General features: G+C 63.5%; 10 protein-coding genes and 1 pseudogene. All 11 read left to right on the plus strand.

Annotation, left to right across the window (positions count from 1 at the left end):
* The first annotated feature begins 43 nt into the window (after positions 1–43).
* Positions 44–613, plus strand: a complete 570-nt coding sequence (locus tag ACFSNN_RS25665) for a pseudouridine synthase (protein ID WP_134457992.1) — start codon at positions 44–46, stop codon at positions 611–613.
* Between the two features lie 456 nt (positions 614–1,069).
* Positions 1,070–1,264: a hypothetical protein gene (locus ACFSNN_RS25670; protein ID WP_041758551.1), complete on the plus strand. Its 195-nt coding sequence runs from the start codon at positions 1,070–1,072 to the stop codon at positions 1,262–1,264.
* A 145-nt stretch (positions 1,265–1,409) separates the two neighbouring features.
* Positions 1,410–1,928: a DUF192 domain-containing protein gene (locus ACFSNN_RS25675; RefSeq protein ID WP_134457991.1), complete on the plus strand. Its 519-nt coding sequence runs from the start codon at positions 1,410–1,412 to the stop codon at positions 1,926–1,928.
* 324 nt (positions 1,929–2,252) lie between these two features.
* Positions 2,253–4,358, plus strand: coding sequence for an elongation factor G (gene fusA / locus ACFSNN_RS25680; RefSeq protein ID WP_134457990.1), 2,106 nt, complete (start codon positions 2,253–2,255; stop codon positions 4,356–4,358).
* A gap of 177 nt (positions 4,359–4,535) precedes the next feature.
* Positions 4,536–5,051 (plus strand): cupin domain-containing protein, encoded by a 516-nt coding sequence (locus tag ACFSNN_RS25685; protein ID WP_012434136.1) that lies wholly within the window; start codon positions 4,536–4,538, stop codon positions 5,049–5,051.
* Between the two features lie 18 nt (positions 5,052–5,069).
* Entirely contained in the window at positions 5,070–6,089 is a 1,020-nt protein-coding gene (locus ACFSNN_RS25690; RefSeq protein WP_134457989.1) for a HoxN/HupN/NixA family nickel/cobalt transporter, read from the plus strand.
* 316 nt (positions 6,090–6,405) lie between these two features.
* Positions 6,406–8,070, plus strand: a complete 1,665-nt coding sequence (locus ACFSNN_RS25695) for an ABC transporter substrate-binding protein (protein ID WP_134457988.1) — start codon at positions 6,406–6,408, stop codon at positions 8,068–8,070.
* A 44-nt stretch (positions 8,071–8,114) separates the two neighbouring features.
* Positions 8,115–9,125 (plus strand): ABC transporter permease, encoded by a 1,011-nt coding sequence (locus ACFSNN_RS25700; protein ID WP_012434139.1) that lies wholly within the window; start codon positions 8,115–8,117, stop codon positions 9,123–9,125.
* The gene (locus ACFSNN_RS25705; RefSeq protein WP_134457987.1) at positions 9,122–9,988 is read left to right on the plus strand and encodes an ABC transporter permease; all 867 of its coding nucleotides are present in this window, start codon (positions 9,122–9,124) and stop codon (positions 9,986–9,988) included. Before ACFSNN_RS25700 ends, ACFSNN_RS25705 begins: the two co-directional genes overlap by 4 nt.
* A complete protein-coding gene (locus tag ACFSNN_RS25710) occupies positions 9,985–12,168 on the plus strand; it encodes an ABC transporter ATP-binding protein (RefSeq protein WP_134457986.1) in 2,184 nt (727 codons plus the stop codon). The genes ACFSNN_RS25705 and ACFSNN_RS25710 overlap by 4 nt, the downstream gene beginning before the upstream one ends.
* 441 nt (positions 12,169–12,609) lie before the next feature.
* Positions 12,610–13,059 (plus strand): annotated as a pseudogene (locus ACFSNN_RS25715) (hypothetical protein); the annotation flags it as partial.

The following is a 13,059-nucleotide window of genomic DNA, read 5'->3' on the forward strand; positions in this document are numbered from 1 at the left end:
CTGGCGCTCTCGCAGGCCTCGCTTCGTCATTCTTCTTTTGCCTATGCGCCTTCTCGCTCTGAACAAACCGTTCGGCACCATCTGTCAGTTCTCGCCGCACGAGACGCGCGCGTCGCTAGCCGACTGGGTCAAGGTGCCCAACGTGTACCCCGCGGGCCGGCTCGATTCCGACAGCGAAGGCCTGCTGCTTCTCACCGACGACGGCGCATTGCAAGCGCGTATCGCCGAGCCGCGTCACAAGCTTGTCAAACGTTACTGGGCGCAAGTGGAAGGCGCCGTCGATGCGGCCACGCTGAAAAAACTCGCGCGCGGTGTCGATCTCGGCGACTACGTGACACGGCCTTGCCGCGCGGAATACGTCGAGCCGACGGACGCCCTCTGGACACGCACGCCGCCGATCCGTTTTCGCGCCGCGATACCGACCACATGGATCGAGCTATCGATCACCGAAGGCAAGAACCGACAGGTGCGTCGCATGACAGCCGCGGTGGGGTTCCCGACGCTGCGTCTGGTACGTGTCGGGATCGGCGCGCTCGACATTTTTTCGCTGGGGCTGCAACCGGGAGAGAGCGTCGAATTGTCACCGAAGGCGCCGTGGGAAGGCATCGCCTGATCATCCGCACACACGCGTCGACTGACGATCGAAGCCACAACACGCCTGCGATTCACGTCGCCAAAAAATAAGCTAACTCGTTGTATCCGCAAACAAAAATAGCGCGTGAAACTAGTGTGAAAACGCGTGAAACAAATGCATGCGCGCGTACGCCGCAGTCTCGCATTCGCCCCAACGCAAGCGCATATAACTTTTCCGCAAAATTCACGTCAACCGGCGCGCGAGCTCAGGCGTTATTCGACGCAGATGCCGCCTAAAGCTATCCGGCATTCAGCCTTAAGGGCCTTTGTGCAAGCCGCTCTTGCGGTAGGTGCGGGCAGTCTGAGCGCTAAAGCAGACGTGTCGAAAAATTTGTCGATGCGGATGTCAACCGAAAGGTGGATGGCACGTTTACCGACATGACTCTACATATAACCGGGTCATTTGGTTAATTAACTAAAGCTGAGGATTCACAAAATGAACAAACTGATCGCCGCTCTGGTCGCTGGTCTCTTCGCAACGGCAGCATTCGCACAAGCTTCGGCACCGGCAGCAGCTTCGGCAGCTCCGATGGCAGCAGCTTCGTCGGCAAAGAAGACCACGAAGCACGCTCACAAGAAGTCGCACAAGAAGGCAGCAGCAGCTGCTGCAGCTTCGGGCGCTTCGGAGTAAGTTTGTTGTAAAAACGCAGTCAAGAACTAGCTTCATTGCCGTTCTTACGGCGTTGAAAGGCAGATCACCGCAAGGCGATCTGCCTTTTTGTTTTTGACGCGCTCGCGTAACATTCGCGGGTTAATTTCCAGCAAGGAGTCATGCCGTGCGATTTTCCATGCGCTCGTTGATTGCGCGTTTCGCTGTTGCCGTTGCACTGCCGCTCGCCGCACTGCCCGCATCTATTACATTGGTCGCTACCGCCGCCGCGCCCGCGCATGCGCAGCAGATGCCGGCCGGCGCCAAGCAGCCTGGCGAATTTCCCCGTGCGAAGCTGACCGCGGGGATGTTCGTGATCGACGCCGCCGTCGCCGCGAACGACGCGGACCGCGAGCAAGGCCTGATGTATCGCACGAATCTCGCGCCGAACGAAGGCATGCTGTTCGTCTTCGGCGAAAATGCCGTGCACTGCTTCTGGATGAAGAACACGCTGATCCCGCTGTCGATCGCGTTCATGCGCGCCGACGGCACGGTCACCGACATCGACGAGATGCAGGCCGAGACCACCAACAATCACTGCCCTAAGAACAACGGCGTGTACGCGTTGGAGATGAGCAAAGGCTGGTTTACGTCGAAGGGCATCAAACCGGGGATGAAAATTCAGGGTTTGCCGGCCGCGCAATAAGTCGCCAGGTCGCGCGCGGACACTGCCACTTCGCCCCACCGCTTTCCAGGAGCCGTCGCCTCGTTTCGGGGCAACGGCTTTTTTCTTTTCTGCACCGCGGCATCTGACCGCGCTATACGAACTCGCCTTATGGCGCAACGAAGCGCGCGGCGCAGGCTGCTCGAGCCTTGCCAGCACACCTTCGTGTCCGGCTGGCAAGATTCCTGCAAAAGACGGGCCGACGCGCTATCCTAGTAATCTTAGTAAAGCAGCACCCAGGCTCCCCGGGCAGCACAGACTGCCGCCCGGCAAGCGTTTCAGGCGCGCCATTCCAAGGAGGTTCACGTGCCCCGCAAGACTCCCATCGAGCGCTACCGGAATATCGGCATCAGCGCTCACATCGATGCCGGCAAAACCACCACCACTGAACGCATCCTGTTCTACACCGGCGTGACCCACAAGATCGGCGAGGTTCACGACGGTGCGGCAACGATGGACTGGATGGAACAGGAGCAGGAGCGCGGCATCACCATCACGTCGGCGGCCACCACCGCTTTTTGGAAGGGCATGGCCGGCAACTATCCGGAACACCGGATCAACATCATCGACACGCCCGGACACGTCGACTTCACGATTGAAGTGGAGCGCTCCATGCGCGTGCTCGACGGCGCGTGCATGGTGTACGACTCGGTGGGCGGCGTGCAGCCGCAGTCGGAAACCGTGTGGCGTCAGGCGAACAAGTACAAGGTGCCGCGCATTGCGTTCGTCAACAAGATGGACCGCGTCGGCGCGGATTTCTTCCGCGTGCAGCGGCAAATCGGTGATCGCCTGAAGGGCAACGCGGTGCCGATCCAGATTCCGGTCGGCGCGGAAGATCATTTCCAGGGCGTGGTCGATCTGGTCAAGATGAAGGCGATTTACTGGGACGAAGAGAACCAGGGCATCAAGTTCGAATACCGTGATATTCCGCCGGAACTCACGGCGACCGCGAAGGAATGGCACGACAAAATGGTCGAGGCCGCGGCTGAGGCGAACGAGGAATTGCTCGACAAATACCTCGGTGGGGAGACGCTGACCGAAGAGGAAATCAAGTACGGCATTCGCGCGCGCTGCATCGCCAACGAAATCGTGCCCATGCTGTGCGGCAGCGCGTTCAAGAACAAGGGCGTGCAAGCCATGCTCGACGCGGTGATCGACTATCTGCCCTCGCCGGTCGACGTGCCCGCCATTACCGGCCACGACGAATACGACAAGGAGATCGAGCGCCATCCGACCGACACCGATCCGTTCTCGGCGCTCGCCTTCAAGATCATGACCGACCCGTTCGTCGGCCAGTTGATCTTCTTCCGCGTCTATTCCGGCGTGGTGAATTCGGGCGACACGGTCTACAACGCGGTCAAGGAAAAGAAGGAACGCCTTGGCCGGATCCTGCAGATGCACGCGAACGAGCGCAAGGAAATCAAGGAAGTCTACGCGGGCGACATCGCCGCGGCCGTCGGCCTGAAAGAAGCGACCACGGGCGACACGCTGTGCGATCCGAACAACGTGATCATCCTCGAAAGAATGATCTTCCCGGAGCCGGTGATCTCGCAGGCCGTCGAGCCGAAGACCAAGGTCGACCAGGAAAAGATGGGCATCGCGCTGAACCGTCTTGCCCAGGAAGATCCGTCGTTCCGCGTGCAGACGGATGAAGAATCCGGCCAGACGATCATCTCGGGCATGGGCGAGTTGCACCTGGAAATTCTGGTCGATCGCATGAAGCGCGAGTTCGGCGTCGAGGCGACTGTCGGCAAGCCGCAAGTCGCGTATCGCGAGACGGTGCGCAACAAGGTCGAAGATGTGGAAGGCAAGTTCGTCAAGCAGTCGGGCGGCCGCGGCCAGTACGGGCACGCGGTGATCACGCTGGAGCCGGCGCCGCAAGGCAAAGGTTACGAATTCGTCGACGCGATCAAGGGTGGCGTGATTCCGCGCGAATACATTCCGGCAGTCGACAAGGGCATCGTCGAAACGCTGAAGGCCGGCGTGCTGGCCGGCTATCCGGTAGTGGACGTGAAGGTGACGCTGACCTTCGGTTCGTACCACGACGTCGACTCGAACGAAAACGCGTTCCGCATGGCCGGCTCGATGGCCTTCAAGGAAGCGATGCGCAAAGCCAAACCCGTGCTGCTCGAACCGATGATGGCTGTCGAGGTGGAAACGCCGGAAGACTTCATGGGCAACGTGATGGGCGACCTGTCCAGCCGTCGCGGCATGGTGCAAGGCATGGAAGACATCGCCGGCGGCGGCGGCAAGCTGGTGCGCGCTGAAGTGCCGCTCGCGGAGATGTTCGGCTACTCGACGTCGCTGCGCTCCGCGACGCAGGGCCGCGCGACCTACACGATGGAGTTCAAGCATTACGCGGAAACGCCGAGCAACGTCGCTGAAGCCGTGATCAACGCGAAGCAGAAGTAAGCACCACGCTGAAGGCAGCACACGCCAACGGCAAGAAGCCCGTCCTCTGTGGACGGGCTTTTTTTTCGTCCGCTGCGCCGCACGCAGGGCCACTTCACACGCACGTTTTTGAACATGCAAAAATGCCGGACGGCGCCGTGCCGAACGCCGGGACTCTCGCCCTCGAGGAGACACATCATGAGCCAGGATCACGAACACCCGCATTACAAGGACGTGCCGCCGGCTGCGCCGGTCGATTGGCGCGAGCACGGCGTGAAGGTCATCAAAGGCGATCAGCTCGATACCAACACCGCGCAGACGCCGGGCATGAATCGCGCGGCCGCGATCAACGCCGCGCGTGTCGGCGCGCAGAAGATCTGGGCCGGCACTGTCACGATCCATCCGAATGCGAAGACCGGCGCGCATCATCATGGCGCGCTCGAAAGCGTGATCTACGTGGTGCGCGGCCAGGCGCGCATGCGCTGGGGCGAGCATCTGGAGTTCACCGCCGAGGCCGGCCCCGGCGATTTCATCTTCGTGCCGCCGTACGTGCCGCATCAGGAAATCAACGCGAGCACGGACGACCCGCTCGAATGCGTGCTGGTGCGCAGCGACAACGAAGCGGTGGTGGTCAATCTGAACATCGACGCGGTGGAACAGCCCGAAACGGTGTTCTGGGTCGATCCGATTCACAAGCATCCGCACGATCATTAACTTTTGCCCACGCGACTCATGACGCCGACCGCTTCCCTGCGCCCACGCCTCTTCACCCTGTACGCCGTGCTGATCGCCGCCAATCTCGGCGCGTGGGCGTGGGCGCTGATCGCGTTTCGCCACTACCCGCTGCTGCTCGGCACCGCGCTGCTCGCGTATGGCTTCGGCCTCCGTCATGCGGTCGACGCCGATCACATCGCGGCGATCGACGCCGTCACGCGCAAGCTCATGCAAACCGGCAAGCGTCCGCTCGGCGTCGGGCTGTCGTTTTCGCTGGGGCATTCGACAATCGTGATTCTCGCGACGATCGGCATCGCGTGGACCGCGCATTCGCTGCACGGCCGTTTCGAGACGTTCAAGGCCGTCGGCGGGACGATCGGCACGCTTGTCTCCGCGAGCTTTCTGCTGATGCTGGCCGCCGTCAACCTCGTGATTCTGCGCGACGTGTGGCGCCGCTACCGGCACGTCCAACGCGGCGGCGAACTACCCGCTCAAACGCCGGACTCGATTGCACCCGCCGGTCTGTTGTCGCGCGCGCTGCGACCGCTCTTCAGGCTCGTGACGAAAAGCTGGCACATGTACCCCGTCGGCGTGCTGTTCGGACTCGGCTTCGACACCGCGACCGAGATCGGTTTGCTGGCGATTGCCGCGTCCGAAGCCGGCAAAGGTCTGCCGCTCTATTCGATTCTCGTGTTCCCCGCGCTCTTCACCGCCGGGATGACCCTGGTGGATTCGACCGACAACGTGCTAATGGTCCACGCCTACGGCTGGGCCATGGACGACCCGAAACGCAAGCTCTACTACAACGCGAGTATCACGTTCGTCTCGGCGGTAGTGGCGATCGTGATCGGCGGCGTCGAGGCGCTCAGTCTGCTGTCGGACAAGCTCGGCCTGAATGGCGGCGTATGGAATGCGGTGGCCGGCGTGAACGAGCGCTTCGGAGCCTTGGGCTACGGCATCGTCGCGATGTTCATGGCGTGCTGGATCGGCTCGGTGCTGTTTCACCGCTGGCGGCGCCCGGACGCGCCCGCGCGGTAAATCCAACACCCTGCCGCGCGCCGCGGTCGGTAAGGTTTCCATTCGCCGCATTGGCCGTTGCGCTGCCGCGGCGGCGGACGTCGCGGACACGCCTCGCGCCGCGACCGCCCCGAACGTTGTGGTGACGATACAAAGCCGCCCTTTTATCCGCCCAACGTGAACCCGCAAGCGCCGCAAGCGCTCCGAATCCATGAGCAATCGCTTACACTGAACCCGCTTCGCCTCGACGCTTTCGTCATTGCAATATCGTCGCCTGTCGCGCGCATCCGGCGCGGCCCTTCAGAACCGGCAACAGAACGGACTGGACACTCCATCGATGAAGACTCCCGCGGACCGATTTCTCGCACTCGACGCAGCCCGCCTCACCGCCGACGCCTACGGCAACCACGCCATCGACGAATTCCTCGCCGGTCGCATCACGCGCCGCGATCTGCTGCGCTATGCCAGCGTGATCGGTTTGTCGCTGGTGGGCGGCGGCGTGCTGAATGCACCGCGAGCACAGGCACAAGGCACCGCGGGCGCGTCGAATCAGACGATCCGCGTGGCTCACCTGACGCCGGCGGGCGCGGTCGATCCACTCACGGTGACCGACGCCGCCAGTCTCGCGCTGCTGAACCAGACCGGCGAATTCCTGATCGACGACGACGGCGAAAAGCTAGTGCTGAAGCCGGCGCTCGCCTTGTCGTGGAAGCCGAACGACAAGGGCGACGTGTGGACCTTCAAGCTGCGTCCGAACGTCAAATTCCACGACGGCCAGCCGTTCACCGCCAAAGACGTGGCCGCCACGTTCGACCGGCTCGCGGACCCGGCCAGTGGCTCGGCCGCGCTGTCCGTGCTCAAGGGCGTGCTGTCGAAAGGCGGCACGAAAGTGGTCGACGACCACACCGTCGCGTTTCATCTGGATGCGCCGAACGGCAATTTCCCCTACTACGTTTCCTCGGACAATTACAACGCCGTGATTTTGCCCGCAAACTATGCGGGCGGTTATGAAAAGAGCTTCATCGGCACGGGTCCGTTCAAGCTCGAAAAGTATCAGGCGAAAGTGGGCGCGTCGTTCGTGCGCAACCCCGATTACTGGGGCGACAAAGCGTTACCGCAACGCGTACAGTTCTCCTTCTACGCCGACGAACAGGCGCAATTGCTCGCGCTGCAAGGCCATCAGGCAGACGTGATGGGCACCTTCACCGTGCAGGGCGGCGCCGGCATTCTGAACAATCCCGATTACAAGGCCGTGGGCGTGAAGTCGAGCGCGCATCGGCAGATTCACATGCGCAACGACAGTCCGCTGTTCAAGGACAAGCGCGTGCGCCAGGCGCTGGCGTTGTCGCTGGATCGCGATGTGCTGGTGCGCGGCCTCTTCAAAGGGCGCGCGCAACTCGGCAACGACAGTCCGTTCGCGCCGGTGTTTCCGTCGTCGGAGGCGGGCGTGCCGCAACGCAAGATCGACGTCGCGAAAGCAAAGCAGTTGCTCGCACAAGCGGGCGTGCCGAACGGTTTCGACGTAACACTGACCACCGAAAAATACATGGAGATTCCCGATCTCGCGGTGGTCGTGCAAAACGCGGCGAAGGCGATCGGCGTGCGCATCAATCTGAAGGTCGAGAGCCAGTCGCTGTATTACGGCGCGGGCACGCCGGGCAAATCGGATTGGCTCGACTCGCCGCTCGGCATTACCGACTACGGTCATCGCGGCGTGCCGAACGTGTTCCTGAATGCGCCGCTCACCAGCACCGGCACGTGGAACGCCGCGCACTTCAAGAATCCGCAATACGATCAACTGGTCGCGCAGTTCGTCGCCGCCATCGATCTCGGCTCGCAGAAAAAAATCTCCGGGCAGATCCAGACGCTCTTGCTCGACGAAACGCCCATCATCATTCCGTTCTTCTACGATCAACTGATCGCCATGCGCAAGGGTGTGAACGGCGTGCGCTTCACCGCACTCGCGCAACTCTATTTCGACCGCGCGGTGTTGAGCGCGTGATGTCGAATGCCTGAGCGCCGGCGCGTTTGCGACAGGAGAGCACGATGTCGACCACGGTGAGCCCTTCCGCTTCTTCTGCGCCGAGCGGCAACGCGGGCCGCGTCGTGCGTTTTCTGGCGACGCGGGTGGGCTTGTCGCTGATCACGCTGTGGCTGCTGTCAGTGATCGTGTTCGCGGGCGGACAGCTTCTGCCCGGCGACATCGGCCGCGCGGTGCTCGGCCCGCTCGCCGACGCGCGCGCGGTCGCCGCGCTCAATCATCAGCTCGGCGCGGACCGTCCGCTGATGACGCAATACGTCGACTGGATTTCGCATTTCGTGCGCGGCGATATGGGGCTGTCCTACGCGTATCGCGAGCCGGTGCGGCCGTTTATCGCCGAGGCGCTCGCGCATTCCGCCAAGCTCGGCTTGCTGGCGTTTATCGTGGTCGTGCCGCTCGGCATTGCGGGCGGCGTGTGGTCGGCCATGCACGCAGGGCGCTGGCTCGATCGCACGATCAGCATCGCGGGGTTGTCGGCGACGGTCGTGCCGGAATTCGTTTCGTCGATCGTGCTGATTCTGGTGTTCGGTGTGTGGTTGCGCTGGCTGCCAATCGAAGCGTCGTATCCGCCCGAAGCGGGCGCGCTCGAACAGTTGCGTCATCTGGTGCTGCCGGTGCTGCCGCTCGTGCTCGTGTTCTTCGGCTATATCGCTCGCATGGCGCGTGCGGGGACCGTCGAGGCGCTCGATGCCGACTACACGCGCACCGCGATTCTCAAAGGCTTGCCGCGCCATATCGTGATCTGGCGGCATGTGTTGCGCAATGCGCTGCTGCCCACCATCACGGTCGCCGCCACGCAACTCGGCTATATGATCGGCGGCCTCGTGGTGGTCGAGACGCTGTTCCACTATCAAGGTATCGGCTCGCTGATCTACAACGCCGCCAAGGCCAAGGACTTTCCGATGCTCGAAGCAGGCGTGCTGACCATCGGCGTGGTCTACACGGTCGCCAATCTCGTTGCCGATGCGCTGCATGTGCTGCTCAATCCGCGGCTGCGGGTGAGGAGCGCCGAATGAGCACCATCGTTCCGCCGACGCCGCGCGCGGCTGCCGAGCCACGCTTCGACCAGTTGCGCCTGCTGCTGCGCTCGCCGACTTTCGTGGTGGGCGTGGTGATCGTCACATGGTGGATCGTCTGCGCGATTGCCGGGCAATGGATCGTGCGCATCGATCCGTACGCCTCCGATCCGCTCAATTCGCTAGCGCCGCCTGACAGCACGCATTGGTTCGGCACCGATCAACTCGGGCGCGACGTGTTTTCGCGCGTGATCGTCGGTGCGCGCGACATTCTCACCATCGCGCCGCTCGCAACCTTGCTCGGCACGATCGCGGGCACCACGCTGGGCTTGATCGTCGGCTACTTCGAAGGCTGGGTGGACAACGTGGTCGGACGCGCGATCGACGCCGTGCTCGCCCTGCCGCTCGTGATCGTCGCGCTGCTCGCGCTCGCCGCGGTCGGTGCGTCGAACTTCACCGTCATCCTCGTGATCGGCATCACGTTCACACCGATTACCGCGCGCACCGTGCGCGCCGCCGTGTTCGCCGAGCGGCATCTCGACTACGTCGCCGCGGCGCAACTGCGCGGCGAACGCGCACCCTACATCATGTTCGCCGAGATTCTGCCGAACGTGTTGCCGCCGATCATCGTCGAAGCGACGGTGCGGCTCGGTTACGCGATCTTCGCGGTCGCCACGCTGTCGTTTCTCGGCTTCGGCATTCAGCCGCCGTCGGCCGACTGGGGCCTCGCGCTCTCCGAGTCGTACACGCTGATGGCGGGCGGCGCATGGTGGACCGTGGTGTTCGCGGCCGGCGCGATTGCGAGTCTCGTGGTCGGCGTGAATCTGATCGCCGACAGCGTGCAAGGCGCGCTCGACCGATGAACGGCCCGCCGCCCTCCTCGTTCCCCGCCTTCGACGTCTCGAAGAGCGACCGCACGGACGCGCTGACCGTCGTCGGCCTGACGGTCACGTACCGCATGCGCGGACGCGACCGCGAAGTGCTGCAGGACATTTCGTTTCGCGTGCGACGCGGCGAAGCGTACGGTCTCGTGGGCGAGTCCGGCTGCGGCAAATCGACGGTCGCGATGGCGGCGCTGCGCTATCTGCCGCGCAACGGCAAGGTGAAGGCCGGCAAGATCATCATTGCCGGCGAGGACGTGCAGAAGCTCAACGCCGACGCATTGCGCAACATGCGCGCGAACGCGATCTCGATGGTCTACCAGGATCCGGGGCGCGCGCTGAATCCATCGCTGACGATCGCGCGGCAAGTCTCCGAAGCGTTCGAAGCCGCCGGCGTCGCGCGCGACGAAGCCTTGCGGCGCACGCTCGAAATGCTGCAGCGCGTACGCATCGCCGCGCCCGAGCGGGTGATGGAGAGTTATCCGCATCAATTGTCGGGCGGCATGCAACAGCGCGTGGTGATCGCCATGGCGCTCGCCTCGAACCCCGCGCTGCTGATTCTCGACGAACCGACCACCGGGCTCGATGCGACCGTCGAAGCGGAAGTGCTCGACCTCGTCGCGCAGTTGCGCAAAGAGCTCGGCACAGCGGTGCTCTTCATCAGTCACAACCTCGCGGTGATCGGGCGCATGTGCGAACGCGTCGGCGTGCTTTACGCGGGCAAACTGGTCGAAGAAGGCGCGACGCAAGATGTCTTCACGCGACCGCGTCATCCGTATACGGTCGGGCTGTTGCGCTGTTTGCCCACGGCTGGGCGCAGCAAGGACAGCGAACGGCTCGATACGATCGCGGGCAGTCTGCCCTCGCCCGGTTCGGTCACACAGGGCTGCATCTACGCGGACCGCTGCCGCCTCGCCGACGACCGTTGCCGCCGCGAAGCGCCGCCGCCGTATCGCGTGAGTGCCGCGCGCGGCGATCAGATGTCGCGCTGTCACTACCACGAGCGCGCGATCGACTTACCGCGTGCGAGCGCTGAAGCTTTGCCCGAGCGCAGCGATGCGCCGCTCGACGGCAAGCCCGCTGCTCTCGTGCTGCGGGCAGAAAAACTCTCGAAGACTTTTCACGTGTCCGGCGCTGCGCTGCGCGCAGTCGACAACGTCTCGATCGATCTCGCCAGCGGCGAAACGCTTGGCCTTGTCGGCGAGTCGGGCAGTGGGAAGACGACGCTTGCCAAGCTGATGCTCGGCCTGCTCACGCCGGATGCGGGCAGCGTGCTCGAACTCGACGGCGCGCCGCTTGCCGCGCGCGTCACGCGGCGCAACACCGAGCAGGTCAAGTCGCTGCAGATCGTTTTTCAGAATCCGGACTCCGCGCTCAATCGCGCGCATTCGGTGAAACGGCTGATCGGCCGCGCGCTGTCGCGTCTCACCGCGTTGCGCGGGCCGGCCATCGACGAACGGCTTGCCACGTTGACGGCCGCCGTGCGCCTGCCGGAGCGCTATCTCGGCTCGCGCACCCGGCAACTGTCCGGCGGGCTCAAACAGCGGGTGGCGATTGCGCGCGCGTTTGCCGGCGAACCGCGCGTGGTGGTCTGCGACGAACCGACTTCCGCGCTCGACGTCTCCGTGCAGGCCGCGATCCTGAACCTGCTCGCCGATCTGCAACGCGAACGTGGAGTCAGTTACGTTTTCATCTCGCACGATCTTCACGTTGTGCGCTATCTGGCGGATCGAATCGCGGTGCTGTATCTGGGCAGGCTGCTGGAAATCGGACCGGCAGCGGCCGTGTTCGAAGGACCGCATCATCCTTATACGGAAGCCTTGCTGTCTTCGGTGCCGACACTCGACGGTCAAGGCGGCGCGAGCCGTATCCACCTGTCCGGCGATTTGCCGAGCGCGGCATCGCCGCCGTCCGGCTGCGTGTTTCATACACGTTGCCCTCGCAAGCTCGGCGCGATCTGCGAGCAGCAGGACCCGCCGTTCGTCGATGCAGGCGAAGGCAAGTCGGCGACGCCGTCCGCGCATCGAATCCGCTGCCACATTCCCGTGGACGAATTGCTCGCGCTGCAAACTGCTTCGCGCGGCGATGCGGGCAAAGTCGCGGGCAAGGTGCCTGGCGACGGCTCGGCCAACGCTCCCGGGAACGCCGGGCGTGTCGAGTAACGCGGCATAGCGCGGCATCGAGCCCGCGCGTTTCATCGCCGAAACGTTTTCCTGTGTTTTTTCAGTGTGCGCATCGCACATCCCTATCTCGCTCCTGTTACGTCAAGGCTTTCCGGCCAGTGGCATGGATATCGCTACGTACAGACCAGACGTTCGAAGCCAGAGACGCTCATCGCATCGGCAAGATGCGTCTTGGTGCGCGCCACCGCGACGCAACGCGATGCATGGCGATGAACGGCAAAACGATAATCGGGTAAGCGTGCGTCAGCGCTTGCCCATACACCGGCCGGGCAGCCGGGAAGATAACGATGCGTGATTGATCGACATCGGCAAGACAATTTCGGGGGACGACGAGGCCTGCGTGCAGACAGGCCCACCGCTGCAGACTCAGCGTGAGAGATGGCGGCAACGAGGTGTCGTCGTTCCCTCGGGAGAGATGTGATGAAGACCATAAGATTCAATCAGTACTACTGTGGGGTGATTCGGAGTGCCGCGATCGTAGCGGGTGTGGTTGTGCTGGCGACTCAGGTCGCGTATCCAGCCTCGGCGGATGTGATCCCCAAGTGGATCGTGCTCGCGGACGCGTCGCTGCCCGCCAGCGCAGTGCATGAAACATCGCAGCTTGCACAGAGCGGCAGCGCGGCGCCGGGCGGTTTGGCGACCGGCGAGGCAGCCGGCGAAGCGAGCGCCGCCGACGATGCCGCGCTGGTCTTTCAACCGCACGACTGCAGCCGCGCCAACGTTAGTGGATGCGCGCCTCACGGCGGCGGTAGCGGGAGTAACGGCGCAGCGAGTTCGGGCAATAGTGGCGCCGGTTCGAATAGCGGCGCGGGGGGCGCGGGGGGTTCGGGGAGCGGCAACTCCGGTGCAAGCGGAAGCGGCAAAGGGGGC

Source organism: Paraburkholderia dipogonis, from assembly GCF_042680985.1.
In the GTDB taxonomy this organism is placed as follows: domain Bacteria; phylum Pseudomonadota; class Gammaproteobacteria; order Burkholderiales; family Burkholderiaceae; genus Paraburkholderia; species Paraburkholderia phytofirmans.

Coding starts and splice junctions, on each gene's coding strand:
- ACFSNN_RS25665 (WP_134457992.1), top strand. CDS start 44: ATGCGCCTTCTCGCTCTGAACAAACCGTTCGGCACCATCTGTCAGTTC.
- ACFSNN_RS25700 (WP_012434139.1), top strand. CDS start 8,115: ATGTCGACCACGGTGAGCCCTTCCGCTTCTTCTGCGCCGAGCGGCAAC.
- ACFSNN_RS25705 (WP_134457987.1), top strand. CDS start 9,122: ATGAGCACCATCGTTCCGCCGACGCCGCGCGCGGCTGCCGAGCCACGC.
- ACFSNN_RS25690 (WP_134457989.1), top strand. CDS start 5,070: ATGACGCCGACCGCTTCCCTGCGCCCACGCCTCTTCACCCTGTACGCC.
- ACFSNN_RS25685 (WP_012434136.1), top strand. CDS start 4,536: ATGAGCCAGGATCACGAACACCCGCATTACAAGGACGTGCCGCCGGCT.
- ACFSNN_RS25695 (WP_134457988.1), top strand. CDS start 6,406: ATGAAGACTCCCGCGGACCGATTTCTCGCACTCGACGCAGCCCGCCTC.
- ACFSNN_RS25670 (WP_041758551.1), top strand. CDS start 1,070: ATGAACAAACTGATCGCCGCTCTGGTCGCTGGTCTCTTCGCAACGGCA.
- ACFSNN_RS25710 (WP_134457986.1), top strand. CDS start 9,985: ATGAACGGCCCGCCGCCCTCCTCGTTCCCCGCCTTCGACGTCTCGAAG.